Here is a 17,450-nt window from a genome sequence, read left to right as displayed (position 1 = left end):
GGCGCGCCGCACCGGCCGGGTCTCTTCATCGTCGGCCTTGACAGGCGCGCGGCACCGTTTCAGTTAGTGTCTGGATGACACCGGTTACTTAGTCGGGTCACACGGAGGGCGACCACGGCAGCAATAGCCGGGCGCTTCGCGGAAGAGGATGGTCGGAGGTCCAATCCCCAAGCCCCTCGCTCGCGCCGTATGGCACCAGCAGACGCGTCCGCGCGCCGCTTCGAGACACCGGTGTCAGCAATGGACAAGCGCCGGCCCGCGCGGCTGCGTGCACATGGAGGGAGAGACACATGCGCGATCGTCACATCGGCTCGAGAATGCGGGGCCTGCTCGGCGCCGCGTCGCTGCTCGCCATCGCCGGTTTTGCGGCGCCGGCCGGGGCGCAGGATGCTGCCGCGGATGGTCAGGCGACGGCGACAGGCTCCCAGACGGTGGACAGCGCCGATGTCGGCGAGCAGGCCGCGGACGCGGCGCCGGACGAGGAGGGCATCGTCGTCACCGGCTTCCGCCGCTCGCTCGCGGAGGCGCTGAACGTCAAGCGCGAGAGCGTCACCGCGGTGGATGCGATCGTCGCCGAGGACATCGCCAAGTTCCCCGATCAGAACCTTGCCGAATCGCTGCAGCGCATTCCGGGCATCTCGATCCAGCGCGACGCCGGCGAGGGCCGGGCGATCACCGTGCGCGGTCTCGGTGCGCAATTCACCCGGGTCCGGGTCAATGGCCTCGAAACGGTGGCGACCTCGACAGATGGCGCCAGCGCCAACCGTGACCGCGCCTTCGATTTCAACGTATTCGCGTCGGAGCTGTTCAACTCGATCGTCGTGCACAAGACCGCGGAGGCTTCGCTCGACGAGGGATCGCTGGGCGCGGTGGTCGATCTCAACACCGGCAATCCGCTCGGCGGCAAGGCCGGCTTCACCGTGGTCGGCTCAGCTCAGGGCAGTTACAACACGCTGAGCAAGGATCTCGGGCCGCGTCTCGCCGGCCTCCTGTCCTGGAAGAACGATGCGGGGACACTCGGCCTCGCCGTGTCTGCGGCCTATCAGGAAAACCGTACGCTGGAGCTCGGAAACAATACGGTTCGCTGGGTGCAGACGCCGTTCGACTCCGTGAACGGCACGCCCTGTTTCTACACCAGCGCAACCAGCACGACCCCGGTCCCCAATAGAGGGGGAGTCTATCCGGTCGGACGCAACGCCACGTGTGACTCGGCGGCGCTGGCCTTCCACCCTCGCATTCCCCGCTACGGCCAGGTCGAGCATCGCCGCGAGCGTCTCGGCATCACCGGCAGCATTCAGTGGGCGCCGAGCGATGCCACCAAGATTTCGCTCGACGGCCTGTATTCGAAGTTCAAGGCGGATCGCGAGGAGAATTGGGGCGAGGTCCTGTTCCGCTCGAACGAGCGTTCGATCGACGTCGTCAACGCGGTCATCGATCCCGAGACCAACAATTTGGTCAGCGGCACGTTCAACGATGCCTGGGTCCGCACCGAACATTATCTGAGAAAGTCGCAGACCGAATTCTACCAGGTTGGGGCGACGTGGGACCAGGACGTCTCCGACACGTTCCGCTTCACCCTGCTCGGCGGCATGTCGAAATCCGACGCATCGATCCCGGTCGAGACCACCTTCGTCTTCGACGATCGTGACGCGCAGGGTTATTCCTACGACTACACCGACTCCCGTCATCCGGTGCTGAGCTTCGGCACCAGCGTCACCGATCCGGCGAACTTCCAGCTGGCGGAGATCCGCGATCGTCCTTCGGACACCGTCAACAAGTTCCGCACCGTGAACCTGCGCACCGAGTGGGACGTGGCCGACGGCTTCACCGTGAAGAGCGGCGCCGTGTATCGCCGCTTCAGCTTCGATACCGAGGGCTTCACCCGCGATACGGTGGTCTGCGGCAATGGCGGCGTCGACCGCGTCCTCGGCACGCTCGCCTGCTCGCCGAGCACGGCCTTCGGCCCGACTGCGATCTACGGCTTCCCGGCCGCCAATCTCGGCGAGATCTTCCAGCTCCGCCGTGCGGGCCAGCCGGACGGCACCACGACCGAGTGGCTGGTGCCGAACCTCGATGCCGCGGCCGATTTCACCAAGCTCTACAGCCGTACTCCGGCAATCGATCCCGGCAACACCCGCAGCGTCGTCGAAAAGGTCACCGGCGGCTACCTCCAGTTCGACTTCAAGGGCGACATCGCCGGCCTTCGCTACGCCGCCAATGCCGGCGTCCGTTACGTCCACACCGATCAGGTCTCGCGCGGCCTGACCAGCGGCGCCGAAGTCGAGATCGAGCGCAGCTACGACGATTGGCTGCCGGCCGCGAACATCGCCTTCTTCCCGACCGACAACATCATCGTCCGCGCCGCGGTGTCCAACGTGATCACCCGGCCATCGCTCGGCAACCTGACGCCCGGCGGGTCGGTGGACGGCTTCAACTATCGCGTGAACTTCGGCAATCCGTTCCTCGATCCGTTCCGTGCCACCGCCTACGATCTTGCCTTCGAATATTATTTTGCGCCGCAGTCGATCTTCTCGGTCGCATTGTTCAAGAAGGATGTGCAGAGTTTCCCGGTGGCGTCGACGATCACGGGCACGTTCGCGTCGACCGGTCTGCCGCTCAGCGTCATCCCGCCGAGCTCGCCTGCCGCGATCAACCCGGAAGGGCAGCCTTGGACGATCAACACGATCATCAATGGCACGGGCGCCAAGTTGAAGGGGGTCGAGCTGTCGCTCCAGGCGCCGTTCCGCTTCCTTCCCGGAATCCTCAAGAATTTCGGCGGGATCGTCAACGCAACCTTCGTCGACTCCAGTGCGGATTACGGCCTTACGGGCCCGGTCGTGGTGCCGAACGGCGCGAACGTGCCCGTCACGCGGGAGGGAACCCTGTACGGGCTGTCGAAGCGCGCCTACAATGGAACGCTCTACTACGAAGACAGCAAGTTCAGCGCCCGCGTTTCAGCCAGCTATCGCAGCGGCTACCTCGACGGGGGCAGCGCCACCGGCAACCTGTTCGAGGGCTACAACTCGACGATCAACGTCGACGCCTCGATCCGCTACAAGATCACCGATCAGGTCGAACTCTCGCTTGAGGGCATCAACCTGACGGACGATTATCGCGATCGCTTCACCGACGAGGATGCGAACCGCAATTACGAGTACAACCATTTCGGCCGAACCATCCAGTTCGGCGCCCGTTTCAAGCTCTAAGGCCTGACAACACATGATCCTCAAGGCGCGCTTCCTCGCTCTCGCTCTGCTTGCCAGTGTTTCGCTCGCCCCTGCGCCGGGGGCGGCGCAGAGCCGGCCCGAAATCGAGAAGGCGATGAAGCGCGCTACCACCTTCATGGTCGAGAAGGCGTCCAGCCACGGCGGCTATGTCTGGTCCTATCTGCCCGACATGTCGCGGCGCTGGGGCGAGATCGAGGCGACGCCCAACATGATCTGGGTGCAGCCGCCGGGCACCGCGACGATGGGCCATCTTTTCCTCGATGCTTATCATGCGACGGGCGACGACTATTATTATCAGGCGGCGGAAAAGGTCGCCGGCGCCCTTGTCCGTGGCCAACACCGCTCCGGTGGCTGGCATTACTTCATCGATTTCGGCGGGCCGGCGGCGACCAGGCACTGGTACGAGACTATCGGCAAGAATGCCTGGCGGATGGAGGAATTCCAGCATTACGCGGACAATTCCACGTTCGACGACATGGGCACCTCCGAGGCCGCGCAATTCCTGCTGCGCATCTACCTCGAGAAGCAGGATCCGAAATACCGGCCGGCGCTGGAAAAGGCGGTCAATTTCGTGCTCGAGAGCCAATATCCCGTCGGCGGCTGGCCGCAGCGCTGGCCCTTCGATCCCAATTATCCCGGCTACCAGAGCTACATCACGTTCAACGACGAAGTCGCCGCGGAGAACGTCAAGTTCCTGCTGATGGCCTATCAGCATCTCGGCGACACCCGGGTGCTGGATGCGATCACGCGCGGGATGAACGTCTATCTACTCACCCAGCAGCCGGCGCCGCAAGCCGGTTGGGGGCTGCAATATACGCTCGACCTCAAGCCGGCCGCGGCGAGGACCTACGAGCCCAATGCGCTGCATACCGCATCGACCGCCGACAATGTCGAGCAGTTGATGAACTTCTATCGGATGACCGGCGACGGCCGGTTCCTCTCCCGCATTCCCGAGGCGCTCGACTGGCTCGACAGCGTTCGCCTTCCCGACAGCCAAGGCAAGGGCAATCGCCGCTTCCCGACGTTCGTCGAGATCGGCACCAACAAGCCGATCTATGTCCACCGCCGCGGCTCGAACGTGGTCAACGGCGAATATTATTGGGATTATAGTCCCGAGGCGACGCTCGGCCACTATTCGGCGTTCCGCTCTATCGACGTTCCCCGCCTGCGACAGGAATATGAAGCGCTGAAGGCGTTGCCCGTCGCCGAGGCGACGAAGGATTCGCCTCTGCTGGCGGCCAATGCGGCACCGCTGCCGCGCTTTTTCGTCAGCGGCGGAATGGTCGGCTCCGATCTCAACGCGGGCTCGGTAACGGCGACGCCGCGGGACCTGATCCGCTCGCTCAACAGCCAGGGCTGGTGGCCGACCCCGCTCAAGGCGACGAGCAACCCGTATAAGGGCGACGGTTCAGCGACGCCCGCGCCCGGCGACTTCCGCTCGACCCATGTCGGCGACGACACCGACACGTCGCCCTACACGACCGACCATCCGGTGACCGGCATCTCCACCGCCACCTACATGGCCAACATGGTCAAGCTGATGGGCGCGCTCGGCACGCAGCGCTGACCAGAGGACGGCTACGGCTTCGGCGCGGCCGTTCTCTGCTCGAGCGGGTAGGAGACGATCAGCGCCAGCGGCGCGTCGCCCAACTGGCGAATACCGACATTGGCGCCGTCGTACAGATAGGCGGTCATCCCCGGGATCAGCCGCGCCTTGACCCCGTCCGATTCGACCTCGCCCTCGCCGGAGAGGACGTAATAGACTTCGTCATGCGCGATCGGGTGGAGCCCGATCGCGGCGCCCTTGTGAAGGACGCGCTTCCTGAACTCCATCTTGCGCGCCGGTGCGGCGTCGCTGATCCGGTAGGCCGTGCTCATCCCGATCGCGCCGTGCGGCGGCGCTTCCTCGCGCACGACCTTGCGTTCGTCGATCACCACCATCGGCGGCGCTGCCGCCAGCGCGAGTGCCAGGATCAGCATGCGTCTCTCCTCGATTGGTCACCAAATTAGCCTCGACGGTAACCGTTGTCATAAGGATGTGCGACCGTCTAGGCGGCGGCGCGTTGGACGGCTGCCGAACATCATGACCGAAGGAAGATCGCCTTGAAACGAGTTCCGCTCCTGATCGCCGCCGCCCTCGCGGCCAGCCCGGCAGCGGCCGAGACGCTCGGGGCCAATCTCGAGCATTTCGATTATCCCTATCCGGTACGCTGGTTCGACACGGAATCGCAGGGCGGCGCGGTGCGCATGGCCTATTTGGACGTCGCGCCGACCGCCGCGGCGAACGGGCGCACCATCGTGCTTCTCCACGGCAAGAATTTCTGTGCCGCGACCTGGGGAGAGACGGCCCGCGCGCTGGCCGCCACCGGCTACCGGGTGATCGTTCCCGATCAGATCGGCTTCTGCAAATCCTCGAAGCCCGCCGGCTACCAATATAGCTTCCACAGCCTCGCCGAGCTGACCAGGCGACTGCTCGATCGCGCCGGGGCCGGCGCCGTCACCCTGATCGGGCATTCGACCGGCGGCATGCTGGCGGTGCGCTTCGCCCTGCTGCACCCGGACCGTGTGTCGCAGCTGGTGCTGGTCAATCCGCTGGGGCTCAACGATACGCTCGCCGAAGGCGTGCCTTATGCCGATCTCGGTACGCTGCGTGCGGAAGAGGCGAAGACCGACGCCAGATCGATCAAGGCCTATCAGCTGCGCAATTATTACCATGGCGAATGGCGGCCGGCCTATGATCGCTGGGTGGCGATGCTCGCCGGCCAATATGCGAGCCCGAACGGCGACATCGTCCGCGAGGCACAGGCGCGGCTGTCCGACATGATCCAGACCCAACCGGTGGCGGCGGAGCTGCCGCGGCTGACGATGCCGACGGCGCTGATCATCGGCCAGCGCGACCTCACCGCCTTTCGCGGCGGCACCGCACCGGATCCGGCACAGGTCCGCACTGTACCGCAGGCGGCGGAGGATGCGGTGAAGCACATCCCCGGCGCCCGCCTCGTCCGTCTGGACGGGCTCGGACACTCACCGCAGGTTGAGGACCCTGCGCGCTTTCAGCGCGCTCTGGCCGAGGTGCTTGCGCCCAGATAGCCCCTGCGTGCCGCCCAGGCCAGGAACAGGTCGGGCCAGGCGGCGGCGGGAAGGTCCTTGGTCTGGCGGATGCCGAAGCCGTGCCCGCCTTCCTCGAAATAATGGGTTTCCACTGGGACCTTGGCGGCCCGAAGCGCAGCCGCGTACAGGAAGCTGTTCTCGATCGGCACGCCGCCATCGTCATAGGCATGGACGAGGAAGGCCGGCGGGGTGTCGGCGCGTACCTGCAGATAGGGCGAGTAAGCGGCGATCTGCTGCGGCGTTGGTGACGCCCCGAGCAGCTCCTTGCGCGAGCCGGCATGGACGTGCGGCTCTGCCATGGCGATCACCGGATAGAGGAGCAGCGAGAAATCGGGTTTGGCGGAGACGGTGTCGAGCCGATCCACGGGCTGATAGACCTGGTAATGCGCGCCCGTGGACAGCCAGGCGGCGAGGTGACCGCCGGCGGAGGCGCCGAGCACGCCCACCCGCTTCGGATCGATGCCGAATTCGGCGGCGCGGCCGCGGATGATGCGGAGCGCGCGCTGCGCATCCTGCAGCGGCGCGTCGTGGCCGGCGGTCCAGCCATCGGCGGGCAGGCGGTAGAGCAGCACGAAACAGGTGATGCCCGCCTTGCTGAACGGCAGCGCGATCTCGGTTCCTTCCTTGTCGAGCACCGAATAGCGATAGCCGCCGCCGGGGATCAGCAGCATCGCAGCGCCGTTCGGCTTGGCGGGCCGATAGACCATCATCCGCGGGTCGCGGGTGTAGGCGGCGAAGCGATCGTGATAATCGGGGGAGGTGCTGCGCTCGGTCACCTCCGGAGTGACGGTCACGCGGTCTTCACCCGGCGCGCCGTTCGGCCACAAGTGGATCGTCTCGCCCGGATCGGGCGGGCGGCGATCGCTGCCCCCCTGCGCACGGGCGGTTCCTGCCGCTGCCAATCCCGCCATTCCCAATGCCATTGCGCCTCGCCGGTCGATCTTCATGCCGAACCCTTTTCCCGTGTTCCCCTGCGCTGTGGCGTCGCCGTGCGTTACGATCAAGCGCGGGTTGAGCGATGCCGGCCGGCGGGGTAGCAAGGCAGGATGAGCGCAGGCACGATCCGGGTGGGCATAGGCGGTTGGGACTACGAGCCCTGGCGCGAGACCTTCTATCCCCCCAAACTCGCCAAGACGAAGCAGCTCGAATATGCGGCGCAGCACGTCACCGCGATCGAGATCAACGCCACCTATTACAAGTTGCAGTCGCCGGCGTCGTACGAGAAGTGGGCCAAGGCGGTGCCCGACGGCTTCAAGTTCGCGCTGAAGGGCTCGCGTTATTGCAGCAATCGCCGCGTGCTCGGCGAGAGCGGCGAGGGCATCGAGCGCTTCTGCAATCAGGGCTTCACCGAATTGGGCGACAAGCTCGGTCCGATCGTCTGGCAGCTGATGGCGACCAAGAAATTCGATCCGGACGATTTCCGTGCCTTTCTCGATCTGCTGCCGCGCAAGGTCGCCGGCGTTACCTTGCAGCACGCCGTGGAGCCGCGCCACGAGAGCTTCCGCGATCCCGCCTTCGTCGCGATGATGCGGGAGGCCGGAGTCGCGATCGTGTTCGGGGACGGCGAGGAATTCCCCTGCGTTCCCGATCTCAGCGGCGACCTCGTCTACGCCCGCCTGCTCGGCGCCCGCAGCGACGAACCGCAGGGTTATGCGCCGGCGGAGCTCGATCGCTGGGCCGAGGTGGCGCGGGGCTGGGCCGGCGGCACCTGTCCGCCCGATTATCCCTACAGCGCCAAGGAGCCGGCGGCAGGGCCGCGCGATGTCTACGTGTTCATGATCAACGGCGCCAAGGAGCGTGCGCCCGCCGCCGCGATGGCGCTGCTCGAGCGGCTCTGACGCGGCCGCCAGGCCGGGGAACCTGATGAATCCGCTGTTCGCCAACACGCCGACCTCGATCTTCGCCGCGATGTCGACGCTCGCCGTCGAACACGGCGCGGTCAATCTCGGCCAGGGCTTTCCCGATTTCGGCTGGCCGGACGATGTCGTCGGCCGCGCCGCCGACGCGCTGTTGCACGAGTCCAATCAATATGCGCCGATGCTCGGCCTGCCGATGCTGCGCGAAGCGGTTGCGACGCACTATCGCGCCCATCAGCGGCTGGAGATTGCGCCAGCCGACGTCACCGTGACCTCCGGTGCGACCGAGGCGCTGGCGGCGGCGATCCTAGCCTTGGTGGAGCCGGGCGACGAGGTTTTGCTCTTCCAGCCGCTCTACGATGCCTATCTGCCGATGGTGCTGCGCGCCGGCGGGGTTCCCCGCTTCATCCGTCTGGCACCGCCCGATTGGCGGATCACGGAAGCGGCGCTGGCGGCTGCCTTCACGCCGCGCACCCGCCTGGTCATCTTCAACAACCCTCACAATCCGAGTGCGCGGGTGTTCGACGAGACCGAACTCGGCCTGCTTGCCGCAGCCTGCGTGCGCCACGATGCGGTCGCGCTGACGGACGAGGTGTGGGAACATGTCGTCTTCGACGGCCGCACACTGCGGCCACTGGCGTCGCTGCCGGGCATGGCGGAGCGCACGGTGAAGGTCGGTTCCGCGGGCAAGATCTTTTCGCTGACCGGCTGGAAGGTCGGCTGGATCGTGGCACCGCCCGATCTCGCCGTGCCGATCTCCAAGGCGCACCAGTTCCTTGCCTATGCGACGCCGCCCAATCTCCAGGCGGCGGTTGGCTACGGCCTTGGCAAGGACATGACGACCTTCGAGACGATGCGCCGGACCTTCGCCGCGTCGCGTGACGACCTCGTCGCCCGATTGACCGCCGGCGGCTTCAGCCTGCTTCCGGCGGAGGGCACCTACTTCGTCTGCGTCGACCTGCCCGCCTCCGGCATCGCGCTCGACGATGCGAGCTTCTGCGATCGGATCGTCCGCGACTTCCGGGTCGCGGCGATCCCGCTGTCGCCTTTCTACGCCGAGGATCCGGTGACCAGCATCATCCGTTTGTGCTTCGCCAAGAAGCCGGAGACGATCGCCGCAGGCGCCGACGCCCTGATCGCGGCCCGCGCCGCGCTCGCCTGATCTCTTCGGCTCTGCGGCCGACGATCTGCTCTGTTTCGGACCAATCCCCTTATTCTTGGCAGGCGCCTTCGTCGTCTATCTTGCCCCGGCCCGGCTGCCGATCGCCGCCAGGGCAGGGGGGAATCATGGTCAAGCAACGCGCATGTCTCTGGCTTGCAGGCGCCGCCGCCTGCGCTTTTGCCTGGGGGGCGCCGGCCGCGGCGCAGGACGACGATCGCCTCGTCGTCAATCCGCCTGAGCTCGGTGCCGCGCCGGACGCGCCGTCCAAATTGCTGTTGTCGCAGCCCGGCCTCGCCGGCGGCAAGGAGCGGCTGCTCAACCTCGACATCGTCTACCGCGACGGCGAGATCTTCAACCCGGCGACCGGGGCATGGGACAAGGTACATCTGCGCGCCTACGCCGATCCGACCGATCCGCCGCCGCCGCCTCGCGCAGCGTTCGTGTCGCCGATGATCGTCGCCGCGCCGGGGGAAACGGTACGGATCGCGCTCAACAACCGATTGCCGGCCGATGCGAGCTGCGCCACCGGCGACCACCACATCAACATTCCGCACTGCTTCAACGGCACCAATCTGCACAGCCACGGCCTGTGGGTGAACCCGTCCGGCAACGGCGACAACGTGCTGCTGTCGATCAACCCCGGCGTCAAATTCCAATATGAATACAACATCCCGGCCGATCATCCGGCGGGCACCTTCTGGTACCATACCCATCGCCACGGCTCGACCGCGCTGCAGGTGTCGAGCGGCATGGCCGGCGCGCTGATCATTCGCGGCGACCGGCCCCCGACATCACAGGCGAACGGCGACCTTGATACGCTGCTCAGGGACATGAAGGAGCAGGTCCTCGTCTTTCAGCAGATCCAATATTATTGCCTGAATGATCCAGCCCAGCGCGACACCAAGGCCAACGAGACCTATGATTGCCCTGCCGGACAGGCTGGACGGATCGAGAGCTATGCGCCCTTCGGGCCGGGCAGCTGGGCCGCATCCGGCCGTTTCACCAGCATCAACGGCGAAGTGCTGCCGACCATCGCCGCCGCGCAGGGCGAGATCCAGCGCTGGCGGATGATCCATGGCGGCGTCCGCGACACCATCGCCCTGCAATTCCGTGCCCTGAAACCCGGCGTGGCTCGGCCGGACCGTCTCGCCGCGCCGCAGATGGACGCCTGGGTGAAGCAGAACTGCACCGGCGCGCCGGTGCCCTACCAACTGGTCGCGGCCGACGGGTTGACCATGGCGGCGGCGCAGGAGACCAGACTCGCGACGTTCCAGCCCGGCTATCGCTTCGACGCGCTCGTTACGCTGCCGGAGTCCCGCGACTATTGCGCGTTGGACATCGAGACTCCCGAAGCCGGCAGCGTCGGCAATGACGACGTGCCGCAGCGTCTGCTCGGCATCGTCTCGGTCCGCCCCGGCACGGCCACCGGCGGTGACATCCGGGGTTACGTGCAGAAGGCGCTGATCGACCGCGCGCGGCGCCTGATGCCCCCCGACGTGCGGGACGGCGTCATCGCCGATCTCGCCGCCGACCTACGCTTTTCGCGGTTCGTCCCGCACCCCGATGTCGGCGACAAGGAGGTGACGGGCTACCAGAACCTCACCTTCAACATCGACGTCAGCACCCAGAGCACGATGTTCGAGGTCGGCAGCCAGGATTATGAGCCGCGTCCCTACGATCCGAACCGGGTCGACCGCCAGCTCAACCTGGGCGCGGTCGAGCAATGGTCGCTGCAATCGCAATTCGTCAGCCACCCCTTCCACATTCACGTCAATCCGTTCCAGATCGTCTCGATCCTCGATCCCAACGGCAAGGACGTGAGCGTGCCCGGCGCAGTCGACGACATCGGCGGCAAGCCGGCCGACCCGCAATATCCGGGGCTGAAAGGTGTCTGGAAGGACACGCTCATGATCAAGAGCCTGCTGCCCGGCTCCAGCGTCGGCAAGGCAGGCGGCGTCTACACGATCACCGTGCGCACCCGCTATCAGCGCTACATCGGCGAATTCGTGCTCCACTGTCACATCCTCGATCACGAGGATCAGGGCATGATGCAGAACGTCGCGATCGTGCTGCCCGCGGGCGAGGTCGGCGCGCCCGGCAACCAGCTGCAGGACCAGGGACCGGGCCATCATTAGGGTCCGGTCCCTGGGCGACCGGACCTGGCGGGCGTCACGCGCGACCGCCTCGATCCTCGTCGCCGGAGCTCCGCCGCGATGCCGCGGCCCGAAACAAGCCGGCCGAGATCAGCCAGAGTGCGGCCAGCCCTGCGCTGATAAGCGCGCCATGGCGGTCAGCGGGTAGACCGCCGAGCGCGATTGCAAGATGCGCTGCGGCTGCGGCGAGCATCGTCCGGGCCATTCCAGCCGCCCGCATCCGGCTCGCGATCGTGCCGAGGAGAGCGATGGCGATCGGCGCCAGGAACAGAAGGTTGTAGCGATTGTCCTCATCGCCGATCATGCCGACCGCGGCATTGGCCCACAGGATCAAGAAGGCTGCGGCAAGCGCCATCCCAGCCGCAGCCCGGTAGACGAGATCGCGCGATCGCCACACCGCCAGTTCGAGGATCAGGCCGGTGCCGCCTAGAAGCAGGCCCGCCAACAAGAAGTCGCCGGTCGTCCAGTTCACCTCCGCGCTGAACCGCATCGCCAGCATCGGCAGGATCAGGAGCAACCCTGCAAGGCTCCAGGCGGCCAGCCGCCAGGGATTCACGCGCCGCGTAGCGGCCAGATCGAATTCGCTCGTCATCCTCTGTCTCCATGCTTGTCGATCGTCCCGATGGACGCCGGACCGGGTGATCGGCATGAGCAAGTGGTGAGCTTTCGCTGAAATCGACATGTGCAGGGTGCGGCGTGGCGACAGCGGCTTCCGGCGCATGCTAGCCAGACCGGCCATGGCCCCGAACAGCTTCCAATTCGATCGCTTCCTCCTCGATCCCGGTAATCGCCGGCTCTTGCAGGAAGGCGTGCCGGTCGAACTCAACGCGCGCTATCTCGACGCGTTGATCCTGCTCGTCGGCGAGGCGGGTAAACTTATTTCGAAAGACCGCTTCCTCGATCAGGTCTGGCGCGGGGTGCCGGTGACCGACGAGGCGCTCACCCAATGCATTCGTACGCTGCGGCGGCAGCTCGGCGACGACGCGATCCGGCCGCGGTTCATCGAGACCGTGCCGAAGCATGGCTATCGCTTCATCGCTGAGGTCGCGACCGTCGAAGACGCGCCGGAGGCTGCCGTGCACGAGCAGGCAGAGGATGGCGATCGCGCAATGACGATCCGGGATGGACTGCTGCTCGCCGGTGCCGGGTCGATCGGGGCGGGCCTTGCGGGGGTGATCGGCGGTTTCGCCTACGGCTTCGCCGGTGCAGCGCAGCCGCTCGCGCCCGGAACGGGGGCCGCGTCGGTGCTGCTCGTGCTCCTGTGGCTGACCATTGCCGCGGCGCTGATGGGCGGAGCCGGCGTGAGCTGCGGGATCGCCGGCGCTCAAGTCTTCGGTGGTCCGCGCTGGAGCATTGTCGGAGGTGCACTGGGCGGCATGATCGTCGGCGGACTCGTCAAGCTGCTCGGCATCGACGGGTTCAACCTCTTGCTCGGCCGCGCGCCTGGCGACATCGCCGGCGGAGTCGAGGGCCTGCTGCTCGGCGGTGCGGTCGGCGTCGGCGCCTGGGCGGAATCGCGGAGCGGCACCGCGTCCGCGTTCCGGCGCAGCATCGCCATTGCCGCGGTGGCCGGTGGTGCCGGCGGCCTGCTGGTCGCGCTCTGCGGCGGTCACCTAATGGCCGGAAGCCTCGATCTGCTCGCGCAGGCTTTTCCGGGGTCGCGGCTGAGGCTGGATGCGCTCGGCCGCCTGTTCGGGGAAAGCGGTTTCGGCACGATCGCCCGCGTCGTCACCGCCACGGGCGAAGGCGCGCTGTTCGGCGCCGGGATCGTCGGTGCAATGGCGCTGGCACGCAGGAATCTCGGCTGCGCGTAGCGCTTTATGAGCCTTCGCGACTTGGGATCTGCTGGCTTTCGTCTTCGGCGGCGGCTTCGAACTTGCATCCTTGTTTCGCCCCCACGTCCGGCGGCGCGAGCCTCAGGCCAGGGCGGACTTGAAGGGAAGAGCCCCGTCCGGCTCTGCAACCGCCTGCGCAAAGGCGATCCCGGCCGCGGTGAGCCGATAGGCGTGGCGGGCGGGGCGGCCCGGCTGGGCCGGCGCGCGCCATTCCGCTTCGACCAGTCCCTGGTCCGTCATCCGCATCAGCAGCGGATAGAGGGTCCCCGAAAGCAGGCCGGTTTCCTTCATCAGATCATAGCCATGCCGCCATTGCTGCGACTGCGCCGCCAGCGCCTCCAGAAGGGCGAGCATCTGCTTGGATGGCCGGCGGTTGCGAGGCATGACCTCACACAACCTATGTAGACTTGCGAGTCAAGGCGCCGGGAGCCGGAGGTTGGTCGCCCCCTTCATTCGGCCGTCCCGCGGGCAAGACTGGCAGCGGCGGCCAAGTCGAGGCCGTTTGCAAGTGGATCGGCATGGCGATGGGCAAGCTGCCATCGGTCTCCGGCACGGGTATAGACGAGCGTCACCCGCAATGCCCAGGGTTGCGCGGGAAGGCCGCCGACCTGGACGTGGGTGCGCTCGATCAGCACGAGCACGATCATGCCATCGGTTGCGTAGCTTTCGACGAGTTCCTGTTCGAAGGTGCCATTCCGGAAGAAGCGGCCGATGCGATCCCAATCCTCCCGGGTGAGGTCTCGCCCGCGGCTTGGGCTGCCGCCGAACGGCGACATCAAGGTGAAGTCGTCTGACAGCGCGACGATCGCGCGATGACGATCGACGTCGCCCCGCATCAGCGCCGCATTGGCCTCGGCCGTGTCGGCGGCGAGACGCGCCACCTCTTCGGCCAGCAATGCTTGGGGGCGATCCGATGCACTCGGCGACGTGCACGCCGCCAGCGTTGCCGCACCTGCGGCGGCTGCGACAAGGGATTTCGACGACATGATCTGCGCTCCTTCTTCCGCCGGCTTTGTGCACGGGCAGCGTGGGAGCGAGCGTTGGAGTGCGCGTGTGAAATGCGGTTGCGGGGATTTCGGGCAGTTACCACGCTCGCCCAAAGGAACGCCGGGCGACGCGCAAGTGCAAAGGTGCGGCGAATCCCTAGGAGACGCTGCCATTCAGGACATCGTGGACCTGTAGGCGGGGAAACACCGTCTCGAGCGGCTTCGTATCGGGAAGCACATAGACGTAGCCGCCCTTCTTCAGGAACAAGGGCCGAAGCGTCTTGCTGTAGAAGGCGTTCGGCACGTTGATGCAGCCGAAGGTGATGCGATTGTCGTCGGGCGCGGGCGACAGCATGCGCTCCCGCCGCCGCTCCTTCTTCTTGGTGTCGGGGGGAATCGGGTGGAGGGCAACCGACGTGGCGTAATCGACCCACAGCACCTTCTGGCGCCCGGCCGCGACTCCGAACTTGGCAAGGAATCGGCCGGCCGGCGTGGTCTTTTCCGCAGGGCCGATCTCGGCAAGGCTCTTGCTGCCGATGCCGGGTGTCGCCTCGTCGCCGGTGGCGACTCCGACCAGCACCGGAACTGCGCCGAGCGACTTGCCCTTGGCATCGAACAGAAGCAGCGAGGCCGCCTGCTTGTCAATGATCGCATAGGGCAACGCTCTGTTGTCCCGCGAGGTAGCGATCCAGTCGGCAACCCGGGTCGTAGCCATGGAAGGACGCACGATCGTCTGGGCAGCTTCGGCGGCGTGGCGCGCCGGTGCAGGGCGCGATGGACGCGCCGCTCCGACTGCGGCCGAGGACACGAACAGGGACAGGGACAGGATAATCCCGGCAAGAGCCGGAAGATGGTGAATCATCTCGTTAGGCGCTCAAAAATTGGCCGTCGCCAATCAGTGCGACGGCCAATGCAGAAAATCGAACTGTGCTGCGGTGCCGGCTCAGTTGCGCGGCCGCTTCCGCTGCGCCTCGATCATGCGCTGCTCGATGCCGTCGACGCGGGCATTGAGCTGCTCGAGACGTTGGCCGTTATTCTGCGCCTGGCCGGAGGCGGCCCGCGCCTCGGCCAAAGCCGCCTTCGCGGTGCCGTCGGTCTCCTGAAGCCGTGACTCGAGCCCATCGACGCGCTGGTTCACGGTCGCGACCTGTTCGCGCACGAACCCCTTGGTGGCGCAGCCACCGAGCCCAACGGCACCGACCAGAACCATCATCGCAGGGGCAAGTTTCTTCACGGACGCCGACATCGCATTCTCCTCATGGTTAACGATCTCGCGACACAAGCCGAGGGTCGGCGTCGTAACAATATGATTCTGTTCGGCTGTGCATCGGCTCCGGTGAGTGGAAGATGCTGCCGAGCCGCGCGGCGCTTGCCCTCCGCCCATGCGCATCCTAGCCTCGGGCATGGACATGCTCCCGTGGGACGCAGCGGACGGGCCTGCGCCGGCACCGGTGCCGCCAGGCACGATCGTCCGAGACTTGGCCGCGCGCGGCGTCGCCGCCCCACCGGGCTACGCCGAATATGCCGCGGCGAACGGCGGCAAGCGCTTTCCATCGGGCCGGAACTTCGTTCGCGGCAAGATGGGCGGCGAGCCGATCGGGCTTGCCACCGTCCTGCACTTCGACCCACGCCAGCCGCGCCGATGGGCGGCGGACATCTGGGAGCAGACCGAAGACGAGCTCGGCCCCAAACTGATCCCGATCGCCACCACCTATCATGCCGGCCTCGTCTGCCTGGACTATCGCAGGGGCGAGTCGCCGGGGGTGGTCAGCTTTGATTTCGAAGCCATGGCGGGCCGCAAGATCCTTGTGCTCGCTGACAGCTTCGAAGACTTCCTCTTCCGGATCGGACCGAGAGACGCCCCAGACTAGCGGGGCGCCGGCGGCACGATCAGCCGTCGCGATTGCCGGTCGTGCGTTCGAACTCCGATTTCAGCATGTCATGATCCTCCTGCGCCAGGGCACGCACCTGCGCCTGGATCTGGTCGGCGCGCCCGGCCACCTCCCGTGCGATCGAGGTCCGATGGGCGTCGCACCATCCGGATCGGCTGCCTTCCAGCACGCCTTCCCGATCGATGCCGCGGGCAAGACGAACGCCCGCGCCAGATTGCGCCTCGCGCCTGAGGTCGATGTCCGCCCGCCAAAGGCAGCGAAGGGTTGACGGCGTGCCGGCCTTGGTGACCGAGCCGATCTGCCGGGTCACCAGCGAAACCTGGCCTCGATAGTGGATTTCGAGGCTGCGGCCGGAATGGTCCAGGCGCGTGCGATGCTCGGTGACTGGAATCGCAGGCACATCGGCCATAGCGCTCAGGGTGAGGGCCAGAATGAAGCTCATGAACATCTCCTGTTACGGATCTGTGGTCGATGGAGACCAGTCGATGCGCCGCGCTTGGCCAAGCACCGCCGGCTCCGCAACGCTGAGGAAGCGGCGGAAACACTTTGTCACAAACGGGCAAGGATCGGAGCCGCGCGCGGCTCTCGTCAGTGCCCCTGGTGCGGGGGCAGCGACAGGCGCCACTTGATCGCGGCGGCGCGCACGATGAAGCCTGTGATCGCTCCGGCCAGAGCGGGCAGCGGCGCCGCCAGCCCGGCAACGGTCAGTGCGGTGAACAGTCCCGCAGCGACGAGGGCGGCCGTGACATAGAGCTCGTGCCGCATCAGGATCGACGGGACGCCCGCGGTGATGTCCCGGATCACACCGCCGATGCATGCGGTGACGATGCCGGCGGTTGCGGCGGAGATCGGTGCCATCCCATAGTGCAGCGCCTTGGCCGCGCCGTAGACGGCGTAAGCCGCCAGGCCGACCGCGTCGAACCACTCGAGCGCACGTTCCGGCCACCAGCGCAGCGGGATTGCCCAGGCGCAGAGCGCGACCGCCAGGCACAGGATGACGGGGGTGGAATCCTGCATCCAGAAAACGGGCGCGTCGATCAGGACATCGCGCAGGGTGCCGCCGCCGGTGGCGGTGATCAGCGCGAAGAAGGCGGCACCGACGAAGTCCAGGCGCTTGCGGGCGGCGGCAAGCGCGCCGGACGCCGCGAACACCGACAGGCCGGCGATATCCAGCCACGGCAGAAAGGTCTCGAGCAACGGCGGCATATCTTCCGCATAGAAGGCTCGC

17 protein-coding genes are annotated in these 17,450 nt (G+C 66.6%); 8 read left to right on the top strand and 9 right to left on the bottom strand.

From position 1 onward, the window contains the following. Positions 1–290: 290 nt before the first annotated feature. Complete coding sequence (locus ETR14_RS05320; protein WP_371416750.1) at positions 291–3,206, top strand: TonB-dependent receptor; 2,916 nt, start codon at positions 291–293, stop codon at positions 3,204–3,206. 13 nt (positions 3,207–3,219) lie between these two features. Continuing rightward, a complete protein-coding gene (locus tag ETR14_RS05315; protein ID WP_206185975.1) occupies positions 3,220–4,794 on the top strand; it encodes a pectate lyase in 1,575 nt (524 codons plus the stop codon). A gap of 11 nt (positions 4,795–4,805) precedes the next feature. Here the strand turns inward: ETR14_RS05315 and ETR14_RS05310 are convergent, their stop codons facing one another. Continuing rightward, the gene (locus tag ETR14_RS05310) at positions 4,806–5,207 is read right to left on the bottom strand and encodes a cupin domain-containing protein (protein ID WP_129383695.1); all 402 of its coding nucleotides are present in this window, start codon (positions 5,205–5,207) and stop codon (positions 4,806–4,808) included. 123 nt (positions 5,208–5,330) lie between these two features. On the opposite strand from ETR14_RS05310, the gene ETR14_RS05305 reads away from it, so the two are divergent. Beyond that, complete coding sequence (locus ETR14_RS05305) at positions 5,331–6,317, top strand: alpha/beta fold hydrolase (RefSeq protein ID WP_129383694.1); 987 nt, start codon at positions 5,331–5,333, stop codon at positions 6,315–6,317. Here ETR14_RS05305 and ETR14_RS05300 read toward each other — a convergent pair. Further along, positions 6,281–7,249, bottom strand: coding sequence for an alpha/beta hydrolase (locus ETR14_RS05300; protein ID WP_243455772.1), 969 nt, complete (start codon positions 7,247–7,249; stop codon positions 6,281–6,283). The two genes, ETR14_RS05305 and ETR14_RS05300, sit on opposite strands and share 37 nt — an antisense overlap. A 135-nt stretch (positions 7,250–7,384) precedes the next feature. Here ETR14_RS05300 and ETR14_RS05295 point away from each other — a divergent pair, with 135 nt between their 5' ends. The 3 genes from ETR14_RS05295 (at position 7,385) to ETR14_RS05285 (ending at position 11,491) form a co-directional block, all read left to right on the top strand. Next, the gene (locus tag ETR14_RS05295) at positions 7,385–8,176 is read left to right on the top strand and encodes a DUF72 domain-containing protein (protein WP_129383692.1); all 792 of its coding nucleotides are present in this window, start codon (positions 7,385–7,387) and stop codon (positions 8,174–8,176) included. 25 nt (positions 8,177–8,201) lie between these two features. After that, complete coding sequence (locus ETR14_RS05290) at positions 8,202–9,356, top strand: aminotransferase (RefSeq protein ID WP_129383691.1); 1,155 nt, start codon at positions 8,202–8,204, stop codon at positions 9,354–9,356. A gap of 125 nt (positions 9,357–9,481) precedes the next feature. Beyond that, entirely contained in the window at positions 9,482–11,491 is a 2,010-nt protein-coding gene (locus ETR14_RS05285) for a multicopper oxidase family protein (protein ID WP_129383690.1), read from the top strand. Between the two features lie 34 nt (positions 11,492–11,525). Here the strand turns inward: ETR14_RS05285 and ETR14_RS05280 are convergent, their stop codons facing one another. Continuing rightward, positions 11,526–12,101: a hypothetical protein gene (locus ETR14_RS05280; protein ID WP_129383689.1), complete on the bottom strand. Its 576-nt coding sequence runs from the start codon at positions 12,099–12,101 to the stop codon at positions 11,526–11,528. Between the two features lie 145 nt (positions 12,102–12,246). Here ETR14_RS05280 and ETR14_RS05275 point away from each other — a divergent pair, with 145 nt between their 5' ends. After that, entirely contained in the window at positions 12,247–13,323 is a 1,077-nt protein-coding gene (locus ETR14_RS05275) for a transcriptional regulator (protein WP_165356325.1), read from the top strand. A 102-nt stretch (positions 13,324–13,425) separates the two neighbouring features. On the opposite strand, the gene ETR14_RS05270 is transcribed toward ETR14_RS05275, so the two are convergent. The 4 genes from ETR14_RS05270 to ETR14_RS05255 all read right to left on the bottom strand — a co-directional run bounded on the left by ETR14_RS05270 (position 13,426) and on the right by ETR14_RS05255 (position 15,576). Further along, entirely contained in the window at positions 13,426–13,728 is a 303-nt protein-coding gene (locus ETR14_RS05270) for a PadR family transcriptional regulator (protein ID WP_243455771.1), read from the bottom strand. Positions 13,729–13,793: 65 nt separating this feature from the next. After that, positions 13,794–14,330 carry a nuclear transport factor 2 family protein gene (locus ETR14_RS05265; protein ID WP_129383687.1) on the bottom strand — a complete coding sequence of 179 codons (537 nt, stop codon included), beginning with the start codon at positions 14,328–14,330 and terminating at the stop codon, positions 13,794–13,796. A 157-nt stretch (positions 14,331–14,487) separates the two neighbouring features. Next, positions 14,488–15,192 (bottom strand): hypothetical protein, encoded by a 705-nt coding sequence (locus tag ETR14_RS05260; RefSeq protein WP_129383686.1) that lies wholly within the window; start codon positions 15,190–15,192, stop codon positions 14,488–14,490. An 81-nt stretch (positions 15,193–15,273) separates the two neighbouring features. Further along, positions 15,274–15,576, bottom strand: a complete 303-nt coding sequence (locus ETR14_RS05255; protein WP_206185974.1) for a hypothetical protein — start codon at positions 15,574–15,576, stop codon at positions 15,274–15,276. Between the two features lie 136 nt (positions 15,577–15,712). Here ETR14_RS05255 and ETR14_RS05250 point away from each other — a divergent pair, with 136 nt between their 5' ends. Next, on the top strand, positions 15,713–16,201 hold the full coding sequence (locus ETR14_RS05250) for an SMI1/KNR4 family protein (protein WP_129383685.1): 489 nt from the start codon (positions 15,713–15,715) through the stop codon (positions 16,199–16,201). A gap of 19 nt (positions 16,202–16,220) precedes the next feature. Here ETR14_RS05250 and ETR14_RS05245 read toward each other — a convergent pair whose 3' ends face one another. Both ETR14_RS05245 and ETR14_RS05240 read right to left on the bottom strand, forming a co-directional pair. Next, complete coding sequence (locus ETR14_RS05245) at positions 16,221–16,664, bottom strand: hypothetical protein (protein WP_129383684.1); 444 nt, start codon at positions 16,662–16,664, stop codon at positions 16,221–16,223. Between the two features lie 146 nt (positions 16,665–16,810). Beyond that, positions 16,811–17,428, bottom strand: a complete 618-nt coding sequence (locus ETR14_RS05240; RefSeq protein WP_129383683.1) for a trimeric intracellular cation channel family protein — start codon at positions 17,426–17,428, stop codon at positions 16,811–16,813. Positions 17,429–17,450 lie beyond the last annotated feature (22 nt).

Source organism: Sphingosinicella sp. BN140058, assembly GCF_004135585.1.
Taxonomy (GTDB): Bacteria; Pseudomonadota; Alphaproteobacteria; order Sphingomonadales; family Sphingomonadaceae; genus Allosphingosinicella.
The sequence above is the reverse complement of the archived record's forward strand: the minus strand, read 5'-3'. Positions and strand labels throughout refer to the sequence as shown.

Coding starts and splice junctions, on each gene's coding strand:
- ETR14_RS05320 (WP_371416750.1), top strand. CDS start 291: ATGCGCGATCGTCACATCGGCTCGAGAATGCGGGGCCTGCTCGGCGCC.
- ETR14_RS05315 (WP_206185975.1), top strand. CDS start 3,220: ATGATCCTCAAGGCGCGCTTCCTCGCTCTCGCTCTGCTTGCCAGTGTT.
- ETR14_RS05310 (WP_129383695.1), bottom strand. CDS start 5,207: ATGCTGATCCTGGCACTCGCGCTGGCGGCAGCGCCGCCGATGGTGGTG.
- ETR14_RS05300 (WP_243455772.1), bottom strand. CDS start 7,249: ATGGCGGGATTGGCAGCGGCAGGAACCGCCCGTGCGCAGGGGGGCAGC.
- ETR14_RS05295 (WP_129383692.1), top strand. CDS start 7,385: ATGAGCGCAGGCACGATCCGGGTGGGCATAGGCGGTTGGGACTACGAG.
- ETR14_RS05290 (WP_129383691.1), top strand. CDS start 8,202: ATGAATCCGCTGTTCGCCAACACGCCGACCTCGATCTTCGCCGCGATG.
- ETR14_RS05285 (WP_129383690.1), top strand. CDS start 9,482: ATGGTCAAGCAACGCGCATGTCTCTGGCTTGCAGGCGCCGCCGCCTGC.
- ETR14_RS05280 (WP_129383689.1), bottom strand. CDS start 12,101: ATGACGAGCGAATTCGATCTGGCCGCTACGCGGCGCGTGAATCCCTGG.
- ETR14_RS05275 (WP_165356325.1), top strand. CDS start 12,247: ATGGCCCCGAACAGCTTCCAATTCGATCGCTTCCTCCTCGATCCCGGT.
- ETR14_RS05270 (WP_243455771.1), bottom strand. CDS start 13,728: ATGCCTCGCAACCGCCGGCCATCCAAGCAGATGCTCGCCCTTCTGGAG.
- ETR14_RS05265 (WP_129383687.1), bottom strand. CDS start 14,330: ATGTCGTCGAAATCCCTTGTCGCAGCCGCCGCAGGTGCGGCAACGCTG.
- ETR14_RS05260 (WP_129383686.1), bottom strand. CDS start 15,192: ATGATTCACCATCTTCCGGCTCTTGCCGGGATTATCCTGTCCCTGTCC.
- ETR14_RS05255 (WP_206185974.1), bottom strand. CDS start 15,576: ATGTCGGCGTCCGTGAAGAAACTTGCCCCTGCGATGATGGTTCTGGTC.
- ETR14_RS05250 (WP_129383685.1), top strand. CDS start 15,713: ATGCGCATCCTAGCCTCGGGCATGGACATGCTCCCGTGGGACGCAGCG.
- ETR14_RS05245 (WP_129383684.1), bottom strand. CDS start 16,664: ATGAGCTTCATTCTGGCCCTCACCCTGAGCGCTATGGCCGATGTGCCT.
- ETR14_RS05240 (WP_129383683.1), bottom strand. CDS start 17,428: ATGCCGCCGTTGCTCGAGACCTTTCTGCCGTGGCTGGATATCGCCGGC.